This is a genomic window from Streptomyces sp. NPDC003943 (genome assembly GCF_053605265.1).
Map to the genome: position 1 here is coordinate 24,791 of NZ_JBSGIW010000063.1, position 24,621 is coordinate 49,411.

Consider the following 24,621-nt stretch of genomic DNA (forward strand, 5'->3'; position numbering starts at 1 on the left):
GGTGCTGTCGGGTCGGTGCGCCCTCTCGGGCCGGGCGGGGTGTCGTGCCCGCCCAGTCTTGGTGGGAGGCGTCAGCCGCCCAGTTCCTGGTGGCGGGCCGTCAGGCGCGCCGTGCCCGCTTCGGTGAGGGAGCCGAAGAGGCGGAGGCGGGAGATGCCGCCGTCGGGGTAGATGTCGATGCGGACGCGGGCGCCGACCGCGGGCGTGTCGAGCACGAAGCGGTGGTTGGTGTCGGGCTGGAGGCGGGTCCGGGGCAGGATCTCGGTCCAGTCGTCGGAGCCCTCGGCGGCGACGGAGAGCGCGGCCCAGCCGGCGCTGTTGCCCTTGAGGTACGCGGTGTCGATCTCGACGGCGCGGATCTCGGACTCGGCGGCGAGGCTGTAGCGGATCCAGTCGTTGCCCTTGTCGCGGCGGCGGCGGGTCTCCCAGCCGTCGTCCATCTTGCGCGAGCGGCCGGGCTGGATGGTGTTGGTGGCCGGGGAGTAGAAGCGGTCGGAGGCGTCCTCGACCTGGCCGCCGTTCTCCAGGGCGGCGAGGTCGAAGGTGCCGAGCACGCCGAGCCAGGCCGGGTCGGGGGCGACTTCGCCGTACACGCGGAGGCGGGCGATGCCGCCGTCGGGGTGCTGGTTGACGCGGAGGTGGGTGAAGCGCTGCTCGACGTCGACGGCGAAGCCGTTGGCGGCGTGGCCGCCGATGGCGGTGCGCGGGACGATCGTCGTCCACTTGACGTCGTCGGCGAGGAGTTCCTCGGGCGAGGGCGAGCCGGCGACGGAGGTGGCCTCGACGGAGACGGCCTGCGGGTAGTTGCCGCGGAAGTGGGCGGTGTCGACGACGAGGCCGCGGATCACGCCGGGGGCGCCGAGGCGTACGAGCGCCCAGTCGTGGTCGTCCTCGGTGGGGTGCGGCTGCTCGGCGGAGACACCGCGGCGGCGGCGGGTCTCCCAGCCGTCCATGATCTTGCCCTTGTGGCCGAAGTGCTCGGGGTCGAACTCGGCGGCCTCGGGCTTGAGCAGGTTCTCGCGCTCGGCGAAGAACTCGTCGTTGGCGGCGACGACGCCCGCGCCGAGGCGGCGGTCGGCGAGGTCGGCGTACTGGGTGAAGGGGAAGTCGGCGGTGCGGTAGTCGGCGTACGGGTCACCGCCGCCGTACGGGCTGGCGTCTCCGGTGAAGCTGGGTATGGAGGACACGTCAGTTGTTCCTTTCGAGGAGACGGCCGGTGGGCTCGGTGAGGGTGCCGCGGTCGTTGATGCGTTCGCCGCGCAGCCAGGTGGAGGTGACGACGCCGTAGAGGGTCTTGCCCGCGTAGGCGGTGACGCGGTTGCGGTGCTGCAGCTCGGCCGGGTCGACGGTGAAGGTGGCGTCCGGGTCGACGACCGCGAAGTCGGCGTCGCGGCCCGGCTCGATGGCGCCCTTCCGGTCGAGGCCGGCGAGGCGGGCGGGGGCCTCGGACATCCAGCGGGCGAGGTCGGTGAGGTCGTGGCCGCGGTGGCGGGCCTCGGTCCAGATGGCCGGCAGGCCGAGCTGGAGGGAGGAGATGCCGCCCCAGGCGGAGGCGAAGTCGCCGGTCTTGAGGTCGGCCGTGGACGGCGAGTGGTCGGAGACGATGCAGTCGATGGTGCCGTTCGCCAGGCCCTCCCACAGCGCGTCCTGGTTGGCCGCCTCACGGATCGGCGGGCAGCACTTGAACTCGGTCGCGCCGTCCGGGACCTCCTCCGCCGTCAGGGTCAGGAAGTGCGGACAGGTCTCGACGGTGACCTGCACGCCCTCCGCCTTGGCGGCGGCGATCAGCGGCAGCGCGTCCGAGGACGACAGGTGCAGGACGTGCACGCGGGCGCCGATCCGGCGGGCCTGGTTGATCAGGTTCTCGATCGCGGTGTTCTCCGCGACCCGCGGCCGGGAGGCGAGGAAGTCGGCGTACTTCGCGCCCGGCTGCTGCGGGGCGGCGTCGAGCTCGTGCGGGTCCTCGGCGTGGACGATCATCAGCCCGTCGAAGCCGGCGATCTCCGCGAGCGAGGCGGCCAGCTGGTCCTGGTCGAGCTGCGGGAACTCGTCCACGCCGGACGGCGACAGGAAGCACTTGAAGCCGAAGACGCCGGCGTCGTGCAGCGGCCGCAGGTCCTTGACGTTGTCGGGCAGCGCGCCGCCCCAGAAGCCGGTGTCGATGTGCGCCTTGGCGCGGGCGACGTCCTGCTTGATCCGCAGGTGCTCGACCGTGGTGGTCGGCGGCAGCGAGTTCAGCGGCATGTCGAGCAGGGTGGTGATGCCACCGGCGGCCGCGGCGCGCGTCGCGGTCCAGAAGCCCTCCCACTCGGTGCGCCCGGGGTCGTTCACATGGACATGCGTGTCGACGAGACCGGGCAGGACGACGTCGTCGCCGACGTCCTCCAGCCGGGCCCCGGCCGGGACCTCGGCGTCGTACGGCCACACGGCCGCGATCGTGCCGCCGGAGACGGCGATCGAGGCCGCACGAGTCCCCTCGGGGGTGATGACGCGCGTCGAGCGCAGGACCAGGTTGACGTCCACCCGTACCCCTTCTTCTTCCGCGAAGCAGAAATTCAACGAACTGTTGAAGGAGTCTGCGTCCGTGACGACATGTCGTCAAGGGCGCATTTTCAGGATCGCCCGGCATGCCCCGCTCTCGCGAGGGCCGATTGGACGTTTCCATGAAGTGGAATGAGAATTTCGTACAGTAGAACGTAGCTCCGCACATGCGGGGCGGATCCGGACCCCTCCGGGCAGCCGCCGACAACGGACAAACACCCCGCTGACCGGCCCGGACGCCGGGACCTGGGCCGTGTGCCCGGCCCGGGCGCCCGGTAGGCTGCTGCCTTGCCCGCCTGCCCCGAAAGGACCGTTGCCGTGCCGACGTCCAGCGCCAGCACCACCGACGCCGCCAAGCCCGCCGCCGCGAGCGGTGGCGTCCAGTCCCTCGAGCGTGCCTTCGACCTCCTGGAGCGGATGGCCGACGCGGGCGGCGAGGTCGGGCTCAGCGAACTCTCCGCGAGCAGCGGACTGCCGCTGCCGACCATCCACCGCCTGATGCGCACGCTGGTCGCCTGCGGCTACGTCCGCCAGCAGCCGAACCGCCGCTACGCCCTCGGACCGCGCCTGATCCGGCTCGGCGAGTCCGCCTCCCGGCTGCTCGGCACCTGGGCCCGCCCGTATCTGGCCCGGCTCGTCGAGGAGACCGGCGAGACCGCGAACATGGCGCTGCTCGACGGCGACGAGGTCGTGTACGTCGCCCAGGTTCCGTCCAAGCACTCCATGCGCATGTTCACCGAGGTCGGCCGCCGGGTGCTGCCGCACTCCACCGGCGTCGGCAAGGCGCTGCTCGTGGACACCCCCGCCGACGAGGTGCGCGCGCTGCTCGCCCGCACCGGCATGCCCGCCGCCACCGAGAAGACGATCACCACGCCCGAAGGCTTCCTGGACGCCCTGGTCCTGGTGCGCGAGACGGGCTACGCGGTCGACGACAACGAGCAGGAGATAGGAGTCCGCTGCCTCGCGGTCCCCGTCCCCGACTCCCCCACTCCCGCCGCGATCTCCATCTCGGGCCCGGCCGGCCGGGTCACCGAGGCGGCCACCGACAAGATCGTCCCGATCCTCCAGCAGGTCGCCCAGGAGCTGTCGGCGGCGCTGGTGAACACGGCGGGCAACGGCCAGGTCTGAGCCCCGCCCGTTCCCGCGGTCCGTACGCGAAGGGCGCCCGGAGCCTTCCCCGGCTCCGGGCGCCCTTGCCGTACGCGGGCGGGTCAGACGGTCACGTTCACGGTGTCCTCGCTCAGCCGCCCGTCCACCACCGTCACCGTGCGGTCCGCCCGTCCCAGGTGGGTCCGGTCGTGCGTCACGAGCACCGTCGCCGTCCCCCGCTCCGCCGTCAGCCGGCCGAGCAGCTCCATGACAGCGGCGCCCCGCTCGTGGTCGAGCGCGCTCGTCGGCTCGTCGACCAGGAGCACCGAGGGCTCGTTCATCAGCGCCCGCGCGATGTTGACGCGCTGGCGCTGACCGCCGGAGAGCTGGTGCGGGCGGCGGTGCGCCTGGTCGGCGAGACCGACCGCGTCGAGCAGTTCCACGGCCCGGTCCCGGACGGTCCGCGGTCCGCGCCCGGACAGGTGCGCCATCACCTGGAGCTGTTCCAGCGCGCTGAGCGAGGGCAGCAGGTTCGGCTGCTGGAAGACGATGCCGATGTGTTCGCGGCGCAGCTCGGCCTTGGCCGCCGGGGTGAGCGAGCCCGTCTCCGTGCCGGCGACGACGACCCGGCCGGTGTCCGGCGTGACGAGGGTCGCGGCCACGGCCAGCAGGCTGGACTTGCCGGAGCCGGAGGGGCCGACGACGGCGGTGAGGCTGCCGGCGGGCACCTCCAGGGAGACGGCGTCGAGGGCGGTGAGCCGGCCGTCGCCGTCCGGGTAGGTCAGGGTCACGTTGTCGAGCAGCAGGCTCATCGGGCACTCCCGAGCGCGGTCAGGGGGTCGACGGCGGTGATCCGCCGGATGGACAGGGCCGCGCCGAGCACACCGAGCACGATCATCACGGCGGCCGGGCCGAGCACGGTGAGCGGCTGGAGCACGAACGGCACGTCGCCGCCGCTGATCAGCGCGCCGATGCCGGAGGCGAGCCCGGTGCCGAGCAGGGTGCCCGCGCCGAGCATCACCACGGCCTGCCCGAGGGCGTCCTTCAGGAGGTACGGGGTGGAGGCGCCGAGCGCCTTGAGGACGGCCACGTCGGCGCTGCGCTGGATGGTCCAGACGGTGAAGAAGGCTCCTATGACCAGCGCGGAGATCGCGAAGAGGAAGCCGCGCATCAGCTGGAGCGAGCCGTTCTCGGCCTGGTAGGACCCTATGGCGCCGAGGGCCTCGTCGACGGTCTTCGCGGCCGTGCCGAGGGCCTTGTCCCCGGCCGCCCAGTCGGCGCCGGAGCCGCTCAGCGCGATCACGGTGGCCTGTTGCTCGGTCCCGGTGCCGGCCCGGCCGACCTTCTGCCAGTCGTCGAGGGAGGTCCACACGACGGGCGTGTGGCTGTACGAGGCGTCCCCGGCGACCGCGACGACGGTGGCGTCCAGGGGGCCGAGGCGCACCGCGTCCCCGGCGGTGACGTCCAGTTCCTCCGCCGCCGACTCGGACAGGACCACCTTGCCCGCCCCGAGCCGCGAGCCCTCCGGCGCGAGGCCCGCGCCCGGCTCCGTACCGAAGGCGGAGAGGGCGGCGGTGCGGTCGCCGGCCGTGGCGTTGAGGGTGCGGATGCCGAGCGGCGCGGCGCGCTCGACGCCGGGCCGGGCGGCCCAGTCACGCCACTGGGAGGCGGTGACGGCCGAGTTGGTGAAGGAGACCGACTGGCCGGCGGGCGGCGCGGCGAAGGCCAGCCGGTCCGCCGGGAGGCCGGTGATCGCCGAGATGTTCTCCCGTGCGAGCCCGGCGGTCAGTCCCGAAAGCAGTCCGACGAGCAGGGTGATCAGGACGATCACGGTGCCCATCAAGGTGAAACGCCCCTTGGCGAATCTCAGGTCTCTCCATGCCACGAACATGGGGCCAAGCCTGCTGGTCAGGGCCCCGGGCGGGCATCGCGCCACGGATGGCTCCGTAATCAAACTTTCGGTTGAGTCCGGATTGTCCGGAGCGGCCCGCGGCCCCGCCTACCCTGGAACCATCATGGATCCCCGCTCCCTCACCCCTGCCCTGCGCGCGCTGCGCCTCTGTCTTCATCTGCTGATGGCGGGGCTCCTCGTCCTGGCGGCGGTGCGCTCGCAGACGACCGCGGGCGTGGTGGCGGCGGTGCTCACCGGCGCGGTGTACGCGGCGGGCTCGCTGCTGCCCGCCGTGCGCGGCTCGCAGCGCGGGGCGGCGGTCTGGCTCGGTGCGCTGTGCCTGTCCTGGCTGGTGCTGCTGTGGCTGACGCCCGAGGGGCTGTGGCTGGCCTTCCCGCTGTACTTCCTGCAACTGCACCTGCTGCCGGTGCGCTGGTCGCTGCCGGCGGTGGCGCTCACCGCGTGCGCGGCGATCCTGTCGTACGTCCGGCACGGCGCGGCCCTCAGCCCGGGCGTGTTCATCGGACCGCTGCTCGGCGGGGCGGTGGCCGTGGCGACCGTGCTCGGTTACCAGGCGCTGTACCGGGAGAGCGAGCGGCGGCGCCGGCTGATCGAGGAGCTGATCTCGACCCGGGCCGAGCTGGCGGCGGCCGAACGGCACGCGGGGACGCTCGCCGAGCGCGAGCGGCTCGCCCGGGAGATCCACGACACCCTGGCGCAGGGGCTGTCGTCGATCCAGTTGCTGCTGCGGGCCGCCGAGCGCGCGCTGCCGGAGGGCTCGCCGGCCGCCGGGCACATCGACGCGGCCCGGCGGGCCGCGCAGGACAACCTGGCGGAGGCGCGCCGCTTCGTACGGGCGCTCACCCCGCCCGATCTGGAGCACGGTTCGCTCGCCGGGGCCCTGGAGCGGCTGTGCGAGACGGCCGGCCCGCCGGCCGCTCCGGACGGGCCGCGGGTGCGGTTCTCGGTGAGCGGGACACCGGCCGAGCTGCCCACCCCGTACGAGGTGGCGCTGCTGCGGATCGCCCAGTCGGCGCTCGCGAACACGGTGCGGCACGCCGCCGCCTCGCGGGCGGAGATCACCCTGTCGTTCATGGGCGGCTCGGTGACGCTGGACGTGGTGGACGACGGCAAGGGCTTCGACCCGGCCGAGCCGCGCTCGGTGCGCCCCTCGTCGGACGGCGGCTTCGGGCTGCCGGCGATGCGCTCGCGCGCGGAGTCGCTGGGCGGTTCCTTCACCGTCGAGTCCGCCCCCGGCCAGGGCACCGCCGTGGCCGTCTCCCTTCCGCTGCCCGCCGGCACCACGACCGGAGCCTGACGCATGACCACCCCGGAGCCTGACGCGTCACCGTCCTGGTGTCCGCCGCACGACGATCCTGGAATCCGTCGCACGACCATCCTGGAGTCCGCCGCATGACCACCCTGGAGTCCGCCGCATGACCATCCGACTGCTGCTCGCCGACGACCACCCGGTGGTACGGGCCGGGCTGCGGGCCGTCCTCGACACCGAGCCGGACTTCGCCGTGGTCGGCGAGGCGGCGACGGCCGAGCGGGCGGTCGAACTGGCCGCGGCCGGCGGCGTGGACGTGGTCCTGATGGACCTCCAGTTCGGCCCCGGCATGCACGGCTCGGAGGCGACGGCCGCGATCACCGCCGTACGGGGCGGGCCGCGGGTGCTGGTCCTCACCACGTACGACACGGACGCCGACATCCTCGCGGCGGTGGAGGCCGGCGCCTCCGGCTACCTCCTGAAGGACGCCCCGCCGGAGGAGCTGGCCGCGGCGGTACGGACGGCCGCGGCCGGCCAGTCGGCGCTCGCCCCGGCGGTGGCGCACCGGCTGATGGACCGGATGCGCACCCCGGCGGAGGCGCTGACCAAGCGGGAGCTGGAGGTGCTCCAGCTGGTGAGCGAGGGACTGTCGAACCAGCAGATCAGCAAGGCGCTGTTCCTGAGCCAGGCGACGGTGAAGTCCCATCTGGTGCACATCTTCGCCAAACTGGGCGTGGACTCGCGCACGGCCGCGGTGGCGGCCGCGACCGCCCGGCGGCTGATCCGGCGGTAGGCCGGATCGGCGGTGCCGCTGGGCGGCCGGCTCAGGACCGCTTGGCCGCGGTCCGCTTGGCGGGAGTCCGCTTGGCCGGGGAGCGCTTCGACCTGGCGGCCGACGTGGTCTTCCGGCTCCGGGGAGCGGAGGGCTCGGCCGAGGCGGCGGGTTCGGGTTCCTCTTCGGCCGGCCCGGTCGCGGCCTCGGACTCGGCTGCCTCGGACTTGGCTGCCTCGGACTTGGCTGCCTCGGACTTGGCTGCCTCGGACTTGGCTGCCTTGCGGGCCGAGGAGGCGGGGGTGGCACGCCCGCCACCCATCGGCCACTTCAGCTCGATCTCCAGCTCGATCTCGCCTTCGTCGACCTCGAACTCCACCTCGGTGCGGAACTCGTCGGGGACCCGGAGGCTCAGCTCCACTCCCGGGCCCAGCGTGAGCTCGGCCTCGCCGCCCTCCCGGAACGCCTCGGCGAGCCCGGCGAGCAGCTCCGCGGCCTCGGCGCGGCTCAGCGAGCGCTTCTGCTCGAACTTCAGGTCCTTCACAGCTGCTCCTTCCCGCTCCGGTTGACGCACAGGGCCCAGATGACGAACCCGGACATCGCGATCACGATGACGGACCACACCGGGGAGTACGGCAGCGAGAGGAAGTTGGCGATGATGACGAGCCCGGCGATGGCCACGCCGGCGATCCGTGCCCAGGTCGCCACCCGGAAGAGTCCGAAGCTCACGAGCACGGCGGCGATGCCGAGACCGAGGTGGACCCAGCCCCACCCGGTGAGGTCGTACTTGAAGACGTAGTTGGGCGTGGTGACGAAGATGTCGTCCTCGGCGATCGCCATGATGCCGCGGAAGATGCCCAGCAGCCCCGCGAGGGCGAGCATGACGGCGGCGAAGGCCGTGAGCCCCTCGGCCCAGGCGTACTTGGCCGAGTGCATCCGGGGAGAGTGTGTGGTGGCCATCACGGTTCCTTTCGCTGTCCCTTTCCCTGTCCTCCCGGGCTACTGCCGGGCGGACGCGCCGGTTCCGGTCGACGCGGACGGGCTGCCGCCGCTCAGGACGATCTCCTTGGCGCGGCGGAACTCCTCTTCGGTGATGTCACCGCGGCTGCGGAGATCGGCGAGCCGCGCGAGGTCGTCGGCGTGACTGGTGCCGCCGGAGGTGCCCGCGGTCTCGCGGACGTAGGAGTCGAACGCCTCCTGCTGCTTGCGCGCGTGCGTGATCTCCCGGTGCCCCATCGACTTGCCCCGCGCGATGAGGTAGACGAACACGCCCAGGAAGGGCAGCAGGATGACGAACGCCAGCCAGCCGGCCTTGCCCCAGCCGCCGAGTTCGTCGTCGCGGAAGATGTCGCCGATGATCCTGAAGAGCAGGATGATCCACAGGATCCACACGAAGAACCAGAGCATGGTCCAGAAGGTGTTCAGCAGCGGGTAGTCGTAGGCGAGATAGGTGCCCATCTTCTGCTCCGTTCCGTCCGGACCGGGTCCCGGGTGCCGGGCGCCGTTCCGGGCTGTCTTCAGGGTGCGGGGCCTCTCGGGGGATGACCTCACCCGGTACGGGTGAGTGTGGCGTCACGTGTGGGGTCACGTGTGGGGTCCTGTGTGGGGCCCCGTGGGTGGTCAGTCGGGGAGACGCCGCAGCTCCACCACGTGGAGGCCGAGCGACTGGAAGCGGGCCAGCAGTCCGTAGAGGTGCGCCTCGTCCACGACGGGGCCGTACAGCACCGTCTGGCCGGAGATCACGACGTGCTCCAGCTCGGGGAAGGCGCTGACCAGCGTCTCCGACATGTGCCCGTCGACGCGGATCTCGTACTGCATGCTCCGATGGTCCGCCCCGGGGACCTCCGTCGGCCTCACCCCGCGCGGGTGACCCACGCGTCCGGATCCGAACATCACGACCCCCCGGGCTCTCGGCGGCCCCGCTTCGGCGAGGTCGGGTTGGGCGGGGCGGCCGGGCTCGGCGGCGCCGGCGGACTCGGCGGGGCCGTCGGGCTGGGCGGGCCTCCGGACGGAGCCGTCTCGCCCGCGCTCGCGGCCGGGCTCGCGGCGGGCAGGCCGCGCGTCACCAGGAAGCTCGCCAGCGTGATGCCGCCGGTCGCGAGGATGGCGGCCTTCAGACCGTTCAGCTGGGCCTGGGCATAGGAGTCCGTGACGGCGTCGACGTCGCCCGGCGGCAGTCCGGCCTGCTCGGCGGCCGAGTGCACCTGGTCGGTGGAGACGAAGCTGATCCCGGATTCCAGGGCGACGCTGGTCTGTTGGCGGGCCTCGTCGGAGATCGCCGGGTTCTGCTGGACCTGCGCGGTGAAGGCATGGGCCAGGGCGCCGATGAGGATCGAGCCGATGAGGGCGGTGCCCAGCGAGGAGCCCAGGTTCTGGGCGGTGAACTGCAGACCGCCGACCTCGCTGCGCTCCTGCTCCCCGGCGGTGGACTGGACGACGTTGCCGAGCTGCGAGGCGAGCATGCCCATGCCGAGGCCGAGCAGCGCCATGGCCCCGAAGAACTGGGCGTCGTCGATGACGGGTTTGATGGAGGCGAGGAGCCAGGCGATCGCCGCAGCCAGCAGCAGCAGCGCCACCCGCACGATCCGGCGCGGTGCGATCCTGCGTCCGAGCCCGGCCCCGGCCAGGGAGGCCAACAGCATGGTGATCGAGACCGGCAGCAGCCGCAGTCCCGTCTGGAAGGCGTCGAAGCCCTGCACCACCTGCAGGTACAGCGGGATGGTGAAGAAGAGCCCGAGCAGGATGAGGTTCTGGCTGAGCAGGGTCATCAGCCCGGAGCGCAGCACGGGCCTGCGGAACAGGGCCAGGTGCACCAGGGGGTCCTCACCGCGGGCCTCCCGCCGCCGCTCCCAGGCCTGGAAGGCGTAGAGGAGGCCCACTCCGGCCGCGACCACGAACAGGGTGGGGGCGAAGCCGAACACCGTGAACGGGGGATCGAGCGGCGCCACCCAGCCCCAGGTGGTGCTCTGGAGCACGCCGAGGACGCCGAGGCCCAGTCCGGCCGCCGACAGCAGGGCGCCGACGACGTCCAGGCCGGGGCGCCTGCCCTCCGCGGGCCGTTCCTTGATCGCCCGCCGGAAGAGCAGGACGCCGAGGACCACCACGACCTCGCCCGCGAAGACCAGCCGCCAGGTGAGGTACGTGGTCACCCAGCCGCCCAGCAGCGGTCCGACCGCGATGCCCGCGCCGGCGAGGCCGCCGATGACGCCGTACGCGACGGAGCGGTCCCGGCCGCGGTAGGACTCGGCGACGAGGGCCGCCATGGACGGCAGCACCAGGGCGGCGCCGAGCCCTTCGATGACCGACCAGCCGAGCGCCAGGACCCACAGGGTGGGCGAGACGGCGGTAAGGGCCGATCCGACACCGTAGACGCCCATGCCGATCAGGAAGACGCGGCGGCGCCCAAGGATGTCCCCGATCCGCCCGCCGACGATCATGAACGCGGCCATGACCAGGGCGTACAGGGTGATGACGGCCTGGATCGAGGTCACCTCGGTGTCGAAGTCCTCGACCAACTGCGTGATGGAGACGTTCATGACGGCGGTGTCGAGCACCATCAGGAACTGGGCCGTCCCCAGGACGATCAGAGCACCCCACTGTCTCATCGTGTCCACCTCACCGGGCCGGGTCACGGGACGGGTCGCGAGGGCCGCGCGCGTCACGGCGCCCGACACGCCCCGCCGCTGCCATCGCACCCGAAACGGCCGCGGGCCGCCTCACCCGCGACGGGTGAGCGGGGCCGGAGAGACGCCCTTCTCGGACCAGGGCAGGCTTCTCGGGCTCAGAGCCGGTTCTCGGGATCAGAGCGGGCTTCCCGGGGTCAGAGCAGGCCCAGGTCGCGGGCCCGGCGTACCGCTTCGTTGCGCCGGTGCACCGACAGCTTCCGGTAGACGCTCTTGAGATGGGTCTTCACCGTGTTGACCGACAGGTACAGGTCGGCGGCGATGTCCTCGGTCGACATCATCCGGGCGAGCCGCTCCAGCACCTCGTGTTCCCGTTCGCTCAGCGGCTCCACCAGCGGCTCCTCCGCCGCCGGACCGGCCGCCCCGCCGTCCGGCCCGGCCTCCGGCAGGAGCCAGCCCGCGGCGAGCGTCCGCAGGGGCGCCGCCGCCAGGAAGGGATCGATCCAGGGCCCCGCCTCCAGGAAGGGACGCCGCAGCTCCTCGGGCCTGGCCTCCCGCAGGGCCCGGTCGAGCAGGGTGTGTACGGCGCCGAGGTCGCCCTCCAGCTTCGCGGCCCGGGCCCGCACCAGCGCGGCGCGCACCGTCACCGCCGGGCCGGCGTGCGCGTGGCCGGAGAGACCGGCGATGCCGGCCGGGCCGTCGAGGCCGTCGAGGCCGTCCAGCAGGAGGAGGGCCTCGGTCCGGTCACCGGCCGCGAGGTGGGCCCGCGCCGCGCCGACGAGGCACATCGGCTGGTCCCCGGCCACCGCCCGGAGGACCTCGGCGGCGGCCTCCGGGCGGCCCTCCGCGAGGTGGGCGGCCGAGACGATCAGGGCGGCGTGGCCCTCGGCCCACGGGGAGTCCTCGGCGGCGGGGACGTCCTGCCGCGCGGCGGCCAGCGCGGCGCGGGTGCGCCCCTGGGCCAGGAGCAGCCGGGCCGTGGCGAGGCGGCGTGCCGCGGCGGTGACCGGGTCCGGCGCCGGTCCGTCGGGCGGCCGGCCGAGCAGTTCCTCGGCACGGGCCGGCTCGTCCCGCTCGACGGCGACCGCGGCGAGGACCGACCGCCCCAGGCCGGAGCCGGCCGGCGTGGCGAGGCCGAAACGTTCCGCCTCCGCCGTCGCCGCGCGGATCCTGCGCTCGGCCCGGCCGGGCCGGCCGTCGAGGTAGTCGATGAGCGCCAGGTGCTCCAGGGAGTCCCGGCGTGGCAGCGCCGTGGCGGCGTCGCCGGGGCCGCGGGTCACCTCGGTGAGTACGGCCCGTGCGTCGCCGAGGAGTCCGGCCCACAGCCGGGTCGCGCCCAGGTGGATGCGCAGCAGGGCGAGGAGTTCGGGATGAGCGTCGAGGAGCGGGACGGGCACCGATCCCAGCAGCTGGGCGGCGGACCGGGCGGCCTCCTCCGTCTGCCGCACGGAACCCGACAGCCGGCCCGCCAGTGCCGCGAGCAGCGCGCGGCCGAGCCGGGCCGCCGGGGAGTCGCCGGTGCCGGCGGTCAGCTGTTCCTCGGCGCGGCCGAGGTGGGCCAAGCCGCGGGCGAGGTCGTGGCGGGACAGCTCGCGCGCGGCGCGGACGAGGTCCGCGGCCGGGCTCGGCGTCTCCGTCTCGGTCTCCGTTTCCAGGCCCGCGAACAGCTCGGCCAGCTCGTCCGCGCGCGGGCCGGTGAACAGCTGCCCGATCGCCAGGTCGTCGACCAGGGCCCCGGCGGCGAAGGCCAGGTCCCCCGCGGCGGCACCGTGGGCGAGGGTCTCCGGCAGGGTCCCGGAGTGCCGCAGCCACCCGGCCGCCCGCCGGTGCACGTGCCGTTCCAGACCGGGCGAGCGGCGCCGCAGATGGGCCCGGAGGATCTCCCGGAACAGCGGATGGAGCCGGTACCAGCCCTGCCCGAAGTCCTCCACGAACGCGTTGTCGCGCAGCAGCCCGGCCAGGATCGGTGCCGCGTCGTGCCGCCCGGTCAGCGCGTCCGCGAGCTCCGGCCGGAACCGGTCGGGGACGCTGACCCGGAGCAGCAGGTCCTGGGTCCGGGGCGGCTGCCGGTCGAGCACCTCGGCGAGCAGGAAGTCGGCGATCGTGCTGCGGCCCGCCTCGAACTCCTTCAGGTAGATCTCCGGGTCCGGGCTCAGCCGCGCGGCCATGGCGCACAGCCGCAGGCCGGCGGCCCAGCCCCGGGTGCGCTCCACCAGCGCTCCGGCCGCCGCGTCGGACAGGCCGAGGCCGTGCAGTTCGAGCAGCGTGACCGCCTCCTCGACGGTGAAGGCGAGGTCGGCGTCCCGGATCTCGGTCATCTCCCCGGCCACCCGGTAGCGGTGCAGCGGCAGCAGCGGCTCGGTGCGGGTGACCAGGACCAGGCGGAGTCCCGCTCCGCCGTGGTGCAGGACGAAATCCAGCTGTCTCGCGATCTCCGGTGCGGTCATCCGGTCGAACTCGTCGACGACGACGATCGCGGGCCGGTCGCGGGCGGCCAGCTCCGCGGCGAGCCGGGACAGCAGCGCGTGGTCGGCCCGGCCCGCCCGGGCGGGCGAGCCGATAGACGAGGGCATCGGCGTCCCGCCCGCCCGCAGGGCCTGGAGGAAGTGCGCCCAGAACATGCCGGGCCCCTGGATCGCCGCGTCGAGCGTCAGCCATGCGACCGGCCGGTCCAGGCGCGCGGCCCAGTCCGCCACCAGCAGCGTCTTGCCCGCCCCGGCGCGCCCCTCGACCACCGTCAGCGGCGTCCGCGGCACCTGCCCGAGCCGCTCGTCCAGCCGTCCGCGCCGCAGAAACGTCGCGGGCAGCGCGGGCGGCACGAACCGGGTCCGCAGAAAGGGGTCGCCCAGCGGGTCGACGCCGAGGGCACCGGGGCGGGGCCGTTCGGGGTCGCCGAGGGCAGGGGGACGGGGACGTTCGGAGTCGCCCAGCGCGTCGACGCCGAGGGCGCCAGGACTGCGCGGCTCGACACCCGGGGCGTCAGGGCCGTGCCGCCCGGCACCGAGGGCGCCAGAACTGCGCCGTTCGACTGAGCGGGCGCCAGATCCGTACGGTTCGGCGCCGAGGGCGCCAGGACTGGGCCGTTCGACTGAGCGGGCGCCAGATCCGTGCCGGCGCCGGCCGGCGCCGGGGACGGCCGGTCCCTGTGGGTCCACGGCGGGTACGCCCGGTCCGTTCCGCCCAGGGTCTCGGTCGGCACCGGGGACGGCCAGTCCGTCCCGGGCGGCGTCCCGGCCGGCCTTTCGGGCGGCGCCCCGGCCAGGGTCCCGGTCGGCGTCCCGGCCCGGGTCCCGGGCGGCATCCCGAGCGGGGTTTCGGGCGGCGTCCCGGCGAGGGTCCCGGTCGGCGTCCCGGGCGGCATCCCGAGCGGGGTTTCGGGCGGCGTGCCGGGCGCCCGGTCCGTGCCGCCCATGGTCCCGGTCGGCACCGGCGACGCCACGTCCGTCCCGGGCGGCGTCCCGGCCGGCCGGTCCGGGCCCGGGCGGGCCCGGCGCGGCCGCTTCCTGCCCGTCGGGTCCCGGCGCGGCCGGTTCCTGCGGGGCGTCGTCGCGCACCGCCACCACGCTCGCCACCACCCTCCGGTCGGATTCCGGGCAGAGCCCACCTGCGCAGAAAAGTCTCTCCGCAATCCGGGCGGGCCGCCCAGCACCCGATGAACCCCTCCCGGGTACCCGAAGGTCCTCCCGGGGGCTCGCCGGTCAGGCGTCCGGCTGGCTGGGCGTCGCCGGGCCGAACAGTTCGACGGCGCGGCGGACGGCGGCGAGGCCCTCGGTGAGGGCGCTGACGGAGCCGATCGCGCCTGCGATCAGGAGCAGCGAGCGGCGCAGCCGCCACACCTCGGGGGCGCCGCTGAGCGCCATCGCGTCGAGCGCGGCGAGCTCGTCCTCGGCGATCCCCCGGTCGGCGAACTCCGGCCGGTGTCCGGCGAGTTCGCGCCTGAGCCGGGACACGGCGGCGCGCAGTTCGGCCACCCTCGGGTCCACGCCGTCAGCGGTCACTCGCCTCTGCCCCACGCTTCGCAACATGGTTCTCCCCCCAGGGAGCCTCCGGCCCCCCTTGTGCACGTGCACGTCGCTGTGCGACCCCTTGGGCGGTGGTCGGGCGCTCGGGGTCGCGGGCCAGTTAACTCCCTCGCGCGCCCGGCGCGCCAGCAGGCGGACACACATTCAGGCATCCGGGTGGTGGGGCCTGATGCGGTATGCACTCCCCATGACGGAAGAGACAGCAGAAGAGACGACGGAGGAGGCCGCGGCCGCCCCCGTGACGAGGCCCCGAATCGCCGGGCTCCTGCTCGCCGCGGGGGGCGGCCGGCGCCTCGGCGGGCGGCCGAAGGCGCTGCTCCCGTACCGCGGCCGGCCGCTGGTCGAGCGCGCGGCGCGGGTGCTGCGGGAGGGCGGCTGCGAGGTCGTGCACGTGGTGCTGGGCGCGGCGGCGGAGCACGTACGGCGGGAGGCGAGCCTGCCGGGGTGTGCGCTCGTGGAGAACCGGGAGTGGGCCGAGGGCATGGGGTCCTCGCTGCGGGCCGGGCTCGCCTCGCTCGCCGCCGGTCCGGGCGGGGTCGACGCGGCGCTCGTGGCGCTGGTGGACCAGCCGGGGATCGGGGCACCGGCGGTGGCCCGGGTGCGGGCCGCGTACCGCGGGCGCGACACTCTCGCCGCCGCCTCGTACGACGGGAGGCGCGGCCATCCGGCGCTGTTCGGCGCGGGCCACTGGGCCGGGATCGCGGCGGGGGCGGTCGGGGACCGGGGCGCGCGGGAGTACCTGGAGGCGCACCGGGATGCGATCACCCTCGTGGACTGTTCGGATGTGGCCGAGCCCTATGACATCGACACCGAGGCGGACCTCTGGCGTCTGGCCTGAGCCGGAGCGGAACGGGACCGGGAACGGGACCGGGACCGGAACGGGAAGGGGAGTGAGCGCGGTGACACTCAGAGCCACGTTGTGTCGACCCAAAGAATCTCGACATCAACAAACCATTGAACTTCCACCATGAGGAAACTAGTATCCACTGTTCAGAAGCGCCTGATCCTCCGTGACGGCGCTCCCGGCCGTATCTCGGCGCCTGTGGCACGGCGTGCCACACGACGACGCCCGGCGGCCGGCACGCACCGCCCGTGAAGCCCGCTGAAGGAAGTGACAGTTCATGTCCGCACCAGCGCCGTCCTCCCTGGTCGTCGTCGAAGCCGAACCCCTGCCGCGCCAGGAGGAGGTGCTCACCGACGCCGCGCTCGCCTTCGTGGCCGAGCTGCACCGTCGGTTCACCCCGCGCCGGGACGAGCTGCTCGCCCGCCGTGGCGAGCGCCGCGCCGAGATCGCCCGCACCTCCACCCTGGGCTTCCTGCCCGAGACCGCGGCCATCCGCGCCGACGAGTCCTGGAAGGTCGCGCCGGCCCCGGCGGCCCTGAACGACCGGCGGGTCGAGATCACCGGCCCTACCGACCGCAAGATGACGATCAACGCGCTGAACTCGGGCGCCAGGGTCTGGCTCGCCGACTTCGAGGACGCCTCGGCGCCCACCTGGGAGAACGTGGTCCTCGGCCAGGTCAACCTGATCGACGCCTACACCCGCAACATCGACTTCACGGACCCGCGCTCGGGCAAGTCGTACGCCCTGAAGCCGGCCGACCAGCTCGCCACGGTCGTCATGCGGCCGCGCGGCTGGCACCTGGAGGAGCGTCACCTCACCGTCGACGGCCGCCCGGTCCCCGGCGCCCTGGTCGACTTCGGCCTCTACTTCTTCCACAACGCCCAGCGCCTGATCGACCTCGGCAAGGGCCCGTACTTCTACCTGCCGAAGACCGAGTCGCACCTTGAGGCCCGCCTCTGGAACGACATCTTCGTCTTCGCCCAGGACTACGTCGGCATCCCGCAGGGCACGGTCCGCGCCACGGTCCTCATCGAGACGATCACGGCCGCGTACGAGATGGAGGAGATCCTCTACGAGCTCCGCGACCACGCCGCCGGACTGAACGCGGGCCGCTGGGACTACCTCTTCTCCATCGTCAAGAACTTCCGTGACGGCGGTGCCAAGTTCGTCCTCCCGGACCGCAACGCGGTCACGATGACCGCCCCGTTCATGCGCGCGTACACCGAACTCCTCGTCCGCACCTGCCACAAGCGCGGCGCGCACGCGATCGGCGGCATGGCGGCCTTCATCCCGTCCCGCAAGGACGCGGAGGTCAACAAGGTCGCCTTCGAGAAGGTCAAGGCCGACAAGGACCGCGAGGCCGGCGACGGCTTCGACGGCTCCTGGGTCGCCCATCCCGACCTGGTGCCGATCGCCATGGCCTCGTTCGACGCGGTCCTCGGCGACAAGCCGAACCAGAAGGACCGGCTGCGCGAGGACGTCCACGTCGAGGGCCCGGAGCTCATCGACATCGCCTCGCTGGACGCCCGTCCGACGTACGAGGGCCTGCGCAACGCCACCCAGGTCGGCATCCGCTACATCGAGGCGTGGCTGCGCGGCCTCGGCGCCGTCGCGATCTTCAACCTGATGGAGGACGCGGCCACGGCCGAGATCTCGCGCTCGCAGATCTGGCAGTGGATCAACGCGGGTGTGGAGTTCGAGCACGCCGGCGAGACCGTGAAGGCGACCCCGGAACTGGCCCGCAAGGTGGCCGCCGAGGAGCTGGCCGCGATCCGCGAGGAGATCGGCGAGGACGCCTTCGCGGCCGGAAAGTGGCAGCAGGCCCACGACCTCCTGCTGCACGTCTCCCTCGACGCCGACTACGCGGACTTCCTGACCCTCCCCGCGTACGACCAGCTGGTCGGCTGACCGCACAGCGGCCGAACAGCTCCCCCGAGCAGGCCCCGCCCCCGGTGTTCGCACAGCACCGGGGGCGGGGCCTTTTGCTGTTTGCGGAAGACGTGGCCGGTTTTCGATCCATGGCGTTTCACAAGTCACGTAACTCAACCGAAATACGCAACTACCTAGCGGTAACAAGTCGGCCCGTGCGAAATTCCGCCATGCCACCGGCCGGCGGCTGTCCCCCACGTCGATGCGTACCTCGCGTACCGCACCTCGCAGGAGCACAGCCATGTCATCGTCCCCCCACCGCGCGCTGCGCGGTCTGCTCACCCTGTGCCTGACCGCCGGGTTCGCCTTCCTGGCCGCTCCGTCCCCCGCCGTCGCCGCCCCCGGCTCCGGCCCCTCCACCGTCGTCACCATGGGCGACAGCTACATCTCCGGCGAGGCCGGCCGCTGGCAGGGCAACAGCCTGACCACCACCGGCAGCCGCAACGGCACCGACCGCGCCTGGAACGGCAGCACGTACGACCCGAGCCGGGTGTACGGCACGACCGAGGCCAACGGCTGTCACCGCTCGGACTCGGCCGAGGTCAACAGCGCCGGCCCGATCGCCACCAATCTGATCAACATCGCCTGCTCCGGGGCCGTCACGAAGAACGTGTTCCGTACGACCTCCGGCGGGACCGCGTTCAAGGGCGAGGCCCCGCAGGCCGACCAGCTCGCGGCCGTCGCCGCCACCCACGACGTCAAGCTGATCGCCCTGTCGATCGGGGGCAACGACCTCGGCTTCGCCGACATCATCAGCACCTGCGCCACCGACTACATCGTCTGGTACTCCTACTGCCACGACGACCAGCAGGCCGTCGTCGACTCCAAGATCGACGGCGTGATGGCGGACGTCGGCAAGTCGATCGACGAGATCAGAGCCGTGATGACGGGCGCCGGCTACGCCGCCGGCGACTACCGGATCGTGCTCCAGTCGTACCCCTCCCCCATCCCCCGCGCCGCCGAGAACCGCTACGGCGAGAGCGGCTGGAGCCGTACGAACACCGGCGGCTGCCCGTTCTGGAACCTCGACTCCGACTGGGCGCGCGACTCCCTCGTCCCGCAGATCGCGAGCCGGCTGAAGGCGGTCGCCACGGCCAAGGGCGCGCAGTTCATGGATCTGCGCGACATGCTCCAGGGCCGCGAGGTGTGCGCGAAGACCAGCAAGCTGGTGTCCTCGACCGTGCCGGCGTCGCCGACGACGAGCGAGTGGGCGCGCTGGATCGACCAGAACGAGACCCAGGGGCCGCTCCAGGAGGACATGCACCCCAACTACTACGGGCAGCTGGCGCTGGGCCGCTGTCTCGCCCTGATCAACGCGCAGACCTCCGGCAACTACAGCTGCAGGAACACGGCGGGGTCGGGATCGTCGGGGATGTACCTCACGGCGGGCTGAGAGCCACGGCCGGGAGGAGGGCAGGGTGACTCAGGGCAGGCTGCCACAGGGCAGGCTGAGTCACTGCAGACTGACCCACGGCAGGCCGAGTCACGGCAGGCTGATGCCGAGAGGCTTCAGGACGCGTTCGGCCTCGTGCGGGTCGGCGGCGCACATGGCGGCGACCAGCGCCGCCGAGCCGCCCGGCCAGCGCGAGGCCGCCGCGTCGAAGGCGCCGCGCCGGGACTCCAGCGGTCCCTTCTTGCCGGGAAGCCCGTCGAGCACGTGCAGGGCCCGCGCCGCGGCCGGCACCCGGTCCGGGTCCACCGGCTCCCCGCGGTCGCGCAGCGCGTCGGCCGCCCGGATGCCGGCGGCCGGGTTGGCGAGGGCGTCGCGCAGCGCCCGGGCCGGGGCGGCGGACAGGTCCAGGACGTCCAGCAGGCCGCGGGTGGCGGCGGCTTCGGAGGTGCCGGCGTTGACCGTGCCGAGCGCGGCGAGCAGCCCGGACCATGCCTTGTCGCCATGTCCGCGGGCGTGCAGCCACTCGCCGAGGACGCGTCCGGCGACGGCCGGCGGCCAGCCCGCGGCGGCGGCCACCAGGGTGTCCGCGTCCCACTCGGCCGTCTCCTCGGCGTCGGGCACGGCGACCCGCCGTACCGCGAGCAGATAGCGGACCGCGGCGCAGCCGCCCGGGGTGAGGCCGAAGGCGTCGCCGCGCCGGAAGACCAGTCCGGTCGCGGCCAGCCGGTCGACGACGGCCGCGAGGCCGTGGGCGGGCTGGTCGAGCCGGGCCCGGTCGGTGTCGGTGATGCCGGGCGTGCCGAGGAGGCGGGAGAGTTCGGACGCGGTCGGGGTGGTGTAGCCGGGCGAGGCGGGCGGCGGTACGCGGACGGGCGCGTCCTCCAGGGCCGGGTCGACGGTCCAGTCCTCGAACTCGGCGGCCCGGCGGGCGACCGACTCGGCGGAGCAGCCGCGCTGGTAGAGCGTGTAGAGCAGGTGGGCTGCCTCGCCGCCGTACGTTCCCTCGTCGGCGAGCTCGTCGACGGCGGCGGCCAGCAGGTCGGCGTCCCGCTCCACGTCGGTGTCGGTCTCCTCGGCCTCCCGCTCCGGCGGCGGGAGCGGCACGGAGGCGTCCCCGTAGTAGTCGAGGTGCTCGTCGAGCAGGGCGTCGGCGAGGACGAGATGGGGCAGGTCGTCGGGCCCGGGCGCGAGGTGCGCGTACTCCCCCGCGAGCCCCTCGGCGAGTCCGGCCGCCGTCCACCGGTCGAGCAGCGCCTGGGCGACCCGGCCGATGCCCTGCGCCACGTCGTGGTCGCTGAGCAGCGGCCCGGCGGCTGGCGGCTGCTCGGCATCGCGTACGTACGCCCTGGTCAGCACCTCGGTGAGGACCAGGTCCGCGACGGCGGTGCGGCCCACCAGGTCGGCCCGGCGCACCCCGTCGGGCACCGGCGGCCCGTCGAGCCGGGCCAGCCAGGCCCGTACGGCCTCGGGGTCGCCGGGATCGGTGCCGTCGGCGCGCAGGAGCTGCGCGTACCAGCGGGGCCAGGTCAGGTTCCCGGGGTCGCCCATGGCCCGCTCGAAATCGGCCACGGCCTCCCCGATCACCCCCTCGATCCGCGTGCGCCGCTCCCCGTCGAACCGCCCGGCGAGCGCCCGCAGCACGGCCGGGTACACCGCCAGCTCGTCCGGCGCCGCCCACACGAACGCCGGCAGATCCTCCACGAGCAGCCGCTTCACCAGGCCGGGCGTCGGTTCCGGCACCCCTGACCCGCGGTCGGCCCCGCGCAGGGCGAGCAGCGCGAGCACGGCGTCCACGGCCCTGACCGCTCCCGGCCCCCGGAACTCGGGGCTCTCCTCCAGGAACGCGTCACGACCGGTGTTGGTGAGCACGATCTCGGCCACGCTTCCCAGCGTAATTCGGGGCGGGGCGGGGCGCGGTGCGATGGGGCCAGGCGGGTCACACGGCGCGCTGGAAGGGGCCGAGCCGGTGCAGGCGGCGAAGCCGGTGGAGCTGGTGGACGACGAAGGTGAGGTGCTGGTTGTGCGCGGCCCAGGCCCACACCCCGGGATGGCCCGCGCCCTCGCGCCCCCGGCCCGCGGCGCAGGCCCGCATCCAGTCCTTGGCGGCACTGTGCGGGGCCTCCTCGAAGTCCGGTGTGGCGACGATCTCGGCCGCCGTGCGCCGGATGTCGGCCGCGTGCCCGTCCCCGCGGGTGGGCACCCTGCCGAGGAGGAACGTGCGTTCGCCCGTGTGACGCAGCAGGCCCCACGGCGATCCGCCGCCCGGGTCGGCCGGCTGGGCGGTGCTCCGGGGGTGCCCGGCTCCGTAGTCGCCGTAGGTGAGGCGGAGCCGTCGCCCGTCCGGCGAACGGTCGAGTGCGTGCCACAGGTCCCAGTCGTAGCGCTCCGCCTCGGCGAAGGCTGCCCCGTAGCCGTCGGGGGCGGCGTCGGCGCCCGGGCAGGAGCCGGCGAGGACGGCGACGGTCCGCCAGCCGCGGAGCGGAGCGAGCAGGGCGAGGGCGCGCCGGGCCGACTTCTCGACGAGGCCGTGGTGGTGGTCGTCCTGGACGGCGCCGAGGTCGAGCAGCAGGTCCAGGGGGAGGTCGTCGAGCTCGGCGAGGTCGGTGAGGTCGGCGATCAGGCGTCCCAGCCGGGCTTCGAGGCGCTCGTCGGCGAGGGTGGCCGGGGAGATCCGTATCCCGAGGCCGTCGCCGCACGCACGGGCCGCGGCCGCGCAGGCGGCCCGCTGCCGGGCGGGGCGTTCGGGTCCGGTCACGGGTCTCAGCGCCGTGCGGGTCAGCACCTCGTGCAGCGCCTCCTCGACCGGGCGGGAGTCGGTCTCGGACTCGCCGCCCCGGATGTCCACCCACGCAGGTCCGCCTTCCTGCACCCGGGCGATGTGGTCGAGGGTCTCGTGCAAGGGATGCCGACGGGCGCGCCGACAGGCGTCGGGGTCGCGGGGCGGGACGACCCACAGGGGTGCGACGGCGGCGCGCACCGAGGGCGTGAGGGCTTCGTACGCCTTCCGCGCGCTCGGTCGTGCGGGCAGTACGGGTACGTAGCTCGGCTCGGCCATCGGCTCCCCCAACGCCCTTCGGCAAGTGCCCCGTTCGCAGGGTGCGGCGCGGCGGGCGGGCCGGAAAGGAGGCCGTTTCGGCCAATTGTGGCCAGGGGGCCGGGAGGGACCGGGGGAGCTACGGCGTGACCGCGGTACGGGGCGCGGAGAAGTCGCCCCAGGTGCCGTCGGGAAGCTTGGCGCGGAGGGTGACGGTGTAGCGCAGACCGGGGGTGGCGGGGACGGTGAGGGTGTAGGTGACGGGGCCGGGGGCGGGCTGGGTGCCCCAGACGATCGTGGTGGCGAAGCGGCCGTTGAGATAGAGCTGGTGTTCCCTGACGGCGGTGGCGGTACGGGGCGGGGTCCAGGTGACGGTGAGGGCGCCGCGGGCGGGGCGGACGGTGACCGCGGTGGGCGCGGTGCCGGGCGGGGCACCGGGGGCGGGGGCGGTGGTGAGGTCGGCGGGGGCGCTGTCCGGGGAGGAGTTCTCGGCGGCGTCGCGGGCGCGGACCGTGAAGGAGTAGGCGGTGCCGGGGCGCAGGCCGGTGAGGCGGGCGGTGGTGGCGGTGCCGGGGACGGTGTGGATGCGGGAGTCGGCCTGGTAGACGTCGTACGCGGTGACGCAGGTGTCGTCGCGGGCGGGCCGCCAGCTGAGGACCGCCGCGCCGGGTCCGGCGGGGGTGGCGCGCAGGGCGGTCGGGCGCGTCGGTGGTGTGCGGTCCTCGGCGGTCGCGGCAAGGGTGGTGGCCACGACCGGGGCGCCGGCCGGGGAGAGGTTCCCGGCGGCGTCGCGGGCGCGGACGGTGAAGGTGTGGCGCGTGGCGGGGGCCAGGCCGGTGATGTCGGTCATCAGGGTGGCGGCGGGGAGCTCCTTGACCTCGCGACCCCGGTCGTAGACGACGTAGCCGGTGACGCCCCGGTCGTCGGTGGCGGCGCTCCACATGACGTGGACGGTGGTGGCGCTGCCGGCGGTCGCGGTGACTCCGGTGGGGGCGGTGGGGGCGCGGGTGTCCTTGGCGGCCGCGGCGGTGCCGGAACAGGCGGCGAGGGCGAGGGTCAGGCCGAGCGCGGCGGCGGTCAACGAGGCTGTGACGTACGGGCGTTGCATGGGGGTGCCTCCGTCCGGGTGGGGTACCGGGAAAGGTCCAGACCTATATCGCACAGCGGGCGGGGCGGCGACAAGAGGGCGTTGTCAGTGGCGTGCGCTTCACTGGTTCCATCACTCTCCGTAGTCGACTTTGGGGGAATCGTGACGGACCGTACGACGTATGTGTCACTGGCCGGGCTGCGCGTGCGCGGCTGGAGCGACGCCATGGTCAGCGAGATGCTCGGCCAGGCCGATGTGCAGGGCCGCGATCCGAGGCGCTGGGCGCTCGCGCCGGTGCGGCTCTATCTCCTGGCGCGCGTCGAAGCCGTGGAGCGCACACCGGAGTTCGCCGCCTCCGCCGAGGCCGCCGGCCGGGCCGCCGCCGCGAGCCTGGTGGCGGCCGACCGGCGCCGCCGCGCGGTCCTCGCGGCGATCCGCGCCGAACCCATCGAGGTGCCCCGCCTCCCGGCCGCCGAACTGGAGCGCCGCGCCGTCCGGCACCGCCACCTGCTCGGCGCCCGCGGCCCCGGCGGGGTCACCGCCGGCGCCATGGTCCGCTGGCAGGTCGGCTATCTGCGGCACGCCCTCTCCCGCTACGACACGCTCCTCGACGACCTCTACGGCGACACCGGCCGCGCCGAGGCCGAACGGCTGCTGCGCCGCCGGGTGTACGAGGCGATCGCCGTGGCCTATCCGCACCTGGCGCACGAGTGCAGGCGGCGAGCGGCGGTGGAGCGATGAGGGTGTGTCAGGGCGCCGTGGGCTGGGGCTTGTCCGGGGGCGTCCCCGAGCGCGGGCCGCGGCGCGGGCCCGAGGGCAAGCCCGGGCGCCGGGCCGGGGTCCTGTCCTGGGTTCTGCCTTGCGGCGTGCCCGGGGTTCTGCGCTGCGGCGTGCCCGGGGTCCTGTCTTGGGTCCTGCCTTGCGGCGTGCCCGAGGTCCTGCGCTGCGGCGTGCCCGGGGGTTCTGCCCTGGATCTGCCCTGGGCCGCGCCCTGGGACCTGCCCCGGATCCTGTCCCGGGCCGTGCCCTGGGACCTGCCCCGGATCCTGTCCCGGGCCGTGCCCTGGGACCTGCCCCGGATCCTGTCCCGGGCCGTGCCCTGGGACCTGCCCCGGGTGCCGTCTC

22 protein-coding genes are annotated in these 24,621 nt (G+C 74.1%); 8 read left to right on the forward strand and 14 right to left on the reverse strand.

Going from position 1 to position 24,621, the window contains the following annotated elements; all coding sequences use genetic code 11:
* Positions 1-71: 71 nt before the first annotated feature.
* Both alc and allB read right to left on the reverse strand, forming a co-directional pair.
* Entirely contained in the window at positions 72-1,187 is a 1,116-nt protein-coding gene (alc, locus tag ACWEV0_RS24250) for an allantoicase (protein ID WP_403789536.1), read from the reverse strand.
* 1 nt (position 1,188) lies between these two features.
* Positions 1,189-2,523 (reverse strand): allantoinase AllB, encoded by a 1,335-nt coding sequence (allB, locus tag ACWEV0_RS24255; protein WP_453151529.1) that lies wholly within the window; start codon positions 2,521-2,523, stop codon positions 1,189-1,191.
* A 336-nt stretch (positions 2,524-2,859) separates the two neighbouring features.
* Here allB and ACWEV0_RS24260 point away from each other — a divergent pair, with 336 nt between their 5' ends.
* Complete coding sequence (locus ACWEV0_RS24260) at positions 2,860-3,669, forward strand: IclR family transcriptional regulator (RefSeq protein ID WP_453151530.1); 810 nt, start codon at positions 2,860-2,862, stop codon at positions 3,667-3,669.
* 83 nt (positions 3,670-3,752) lie between these two features.
* On the opposite strand, the gene ACWEV0_RS24265 is transcribed toward ACWEV0_RS24260, so the two are convergent.
* Entirely contained in the window at positions 3,753-4,442 is a 690-nt protein-coding gene (locus ACWEV0_RS24265) for an ABC transporter ATP-binding protein (RefSeq protein ID WP_453151531.1), read from the reverse strand.
* Positions 4,439-5,521 carry an ABC transporter permease gene (locus ACWEV0_RS24270; RefSeq protein ID WP_451609893.1) on the reverse strand — a complete coding sequence of 361 codons (1,083 nt, stop codon included), beginning with the start codon at positions 5,519-5,521 and terminating at the stop codon, positions 4,439-4,441. Before ACWEV0_RS24270 ends, ACWEV0_RS24265 begins: the two co-directional genes overlap by 4 nt.
* 124 nt (positions 5,522-5,645) lie before the next feature.
* On the opposite strand from ACWEV0_RS24270, the gene ACWEV0_RS24275 reads away from it, so the two are divergent.
* Positions 5,646-6,839 (forward strand): histidine kinase, encoded by a 1,194-nt coding sequence (locus ACWEV0_RS24275; protein WP_453151532.1) that lies wholly within the window; start codon positions 5,646-5,648, stop codon positions 6,837-6,839.
* 118 nt (positions 6,840-6,957) lie between these two features.
* The gene (locus tag ACWEV0_RS24280; RefSeq protein WP_403789530.1) at positions 6,958-7,584 is read left to right on the forward strand and encodes a response regulator; all 627 of its coding nucleotides are present in this window, start codon (positions 6,958-6,960) and stop codon (positions 7,582-7,584) included.
* Positions 7,585-7,615: 31 nt separating this feature from the next.
* On the opposite strand, the gene ACWEV0_RS24285 is transcribed toward ACWEV0_RS24280, so the two are convergent.
* The 7 genes from ACWEV0_RS24285 to ACWEV0_RS24315 form a co-directional block, all read right to left on the reverse strand.
* Complete coding sequence (locus ACWEV0_RS24285) at positions 7,616-8,107, reverse strand: amphi-Trp domain-containing protein (protein ID WP_453151533.1); 492 nt, start codon at positions 8,105-8,107, stop codon at positions 7,616-7,618.
* A complete protein-coding gene (locus ACWEV0_RS24290; RefSeq protein ID WP_453151534.1) occupies positions 8,104-8,523 on the reverse strand; it encodes a DUF7144 family membrane protein in 420 nt (139 codons plus the stop codon). The genes ACWEV0_RS24285 and ACWEV0_RS24290 overlap by 4 nt, the downstream gene beginning before the upstream one ends.
* Before the next feature lie 39 nt (positions 8,524-8,562).
* Complete coding sequence (locus tag ACWEV0_RS24295) at positions 8,563-9,021, reverse strand: SHOCT domain-containing protein (RefSeq protein ID WP_453151535.1); 459 nt, start codon at positions 9,019-9,021, stop codon at positions 8,563-8,565.
* Positions 9,022-9,183: 162 nt separating this feature from the next.
* Positions 9,184-9,381, reverse strand: a complete 198-nt coding sequence (locus ACWEV0_RS24300; RefSeq protein WP_365343373.1) for a hypothetical protein — start codon at positions 9,379-9,381, stop codon at positions 9,184-9,186.
* A 74-nt stretch (positions 9,382-9,455) separates the two neighbouring features.
* Positions 9,456-11,168 (reverse strand): MFS transporter, encoded by a 1,713-nt coding sequence (locus tag ACWEV0_RS24305; protein ID WP_453151536.1) that lies wholly within the window; start codon positions 11,166-11,168, stop codon positions 9,456-9,458.
* 215 nt (positions 11,169-11,383) lie between these two features.
* Positions 11,384-14,005: a LuxR C-terminal-related transcriptional regulator gene (locus ACWEV0_RS24310; RefSeq protein WP_453151537.1), complete on the reverse strand. Its 2,622-nt coding sequence runs from the start codon at positions 14,003-14,005 to the stop codon at positions 11,384-11,386.
* Between the two features lie 879 nt (positions 14,006-14,884).
* Positions 14,885-15,211 carry a DUF5955 family protein gene (locus tag ACWEV0_RS24315; RefSeq protein WP_453151538.1) on the reverse strand — a complete coding sequence of 109 codons (327 nt, stop codon included), beginning with the start codon at positions 15,209-15,211 and terminating at the stop codon, positions 14,885-14,887.
* Positions 15,212-15,395: 184 nt separating this feature from the next.
* Between ACWEV0_RS24315 and ACWEV0_RS24320 the strand changes: the two genes are divergently transcribed.
* The 3 genes from ACWEV0_RS24320 to ACWEV0_RS24330 all read left to right on the forward strand — a co-directional run bounded on the left by ACWEV0_RS24320 (position 15,396) and on the right by ACWEV0_RS24330 (position 19,375).
* Positions 15,396-16,046: a nucleotidyltransferase family protein gene (locus ACWEV0_RS24320; protein WP_453151539.1), complete on the forward strand. Its 651-nt coding sequence runs from the start codon at positions 15,396-15,398 to the stop codon at positions 16,044-16,046.
* A gap of 283 nt (positions 16,047-16,329) precedes the next feature.
* Positions 16,330-17,961: a malate synthase A gene (gene aceB, locus ACWEV0_RS24325; protein WP_453151540.1), complete on the forward strand. Its 1,632-nt coding sequence runs from the start codon at positions 16,330-16,332 to the stop codon at positions 17,959-17,961.
* A gap of 262 nt (positions 17,962-18,223) precedes the next feature.
* Positions 18,224-19,375: a GDSL-type esterase/lipase family protein gene (locus ACWEV0_RS24330; protein WP_453151541.1), complete on the forward strand. Its 1,152-nt coding sequence runs from the start codon at positions 18,224-18,226 to the stop codon at positions 19,373-19,375.
* Between the two features lie 90 nt (positions 19,376-19,465).
* Here the strand turns inward: ACWEV0_RS24330 and ACWEV0_RS24335 are convergent, their stop codons facing one another.
* The 3 genes from ACWEV0_RS24335 to ACWEV0_RS24345 form a co-directional block, all read right to left on the reverse strand.
* Positions 19,466-21,256: a hypothetical protein gene (locus tag ACWEV0_RS24335; RefSeq protein WP_453151542.1), complete on the reverse strand. Its 1,791-nt coding sequence runs from the start codon at positions 21,254-21,256 to the stop codon at positions 19,466-19,468.
* A gap of 55 nt (positions 21,257-21,311) precedes the next feature.
* Positions 21,312-22,430, reverse strand: coding sequence for a beta family protein (locus ACWEV0_RS24340; RefSeq protein WP_453151543.1), 1,119 nt, complete (start codon positions 22,428-22,430; stop codon positions 21,312-21,314).
* A gap of 118 nt (positions 22,431-22,548) precedes the next feature.
* Positions 22,549-23,517 (reverse strand): fibronectin type III domain-containing protein, encoded by a 969-nt coding sequence (locus tag ACWEV0_RS24345; protein ID WP_453151544.1) that lies wholly within the window; start codon positions 23,515-23,517, stop codon positions 22,549-22,551.
* A gap of 141 nt (positions 23,518-23,658) precedes the next feature.
* On the opposite strand from ACWEV0_RS24345, the gene ACWEV0_RS24350 reads away from it, so the two are divergent.
* Positions 23,659-24,237: a hypothetical protein gene (locus ACWEV0_RS24350; protein WP_453151545.1), complete on the forward strand. Its 579-nt coding sequence runs from the start codon at positions 23,659-23,661 to the stop codon at positions 24,235-24,237.
* Positions 24,238-24,422: 185 nt separating this feature from the next.
* A partial coding sequence (locus ACWEV0_RS24355; RefSeq protein WP_453151546.1) for a hypothetical protein occupies positions 24,423-24,621 on the forward strand: 199 nt, incomplete at its 3' end.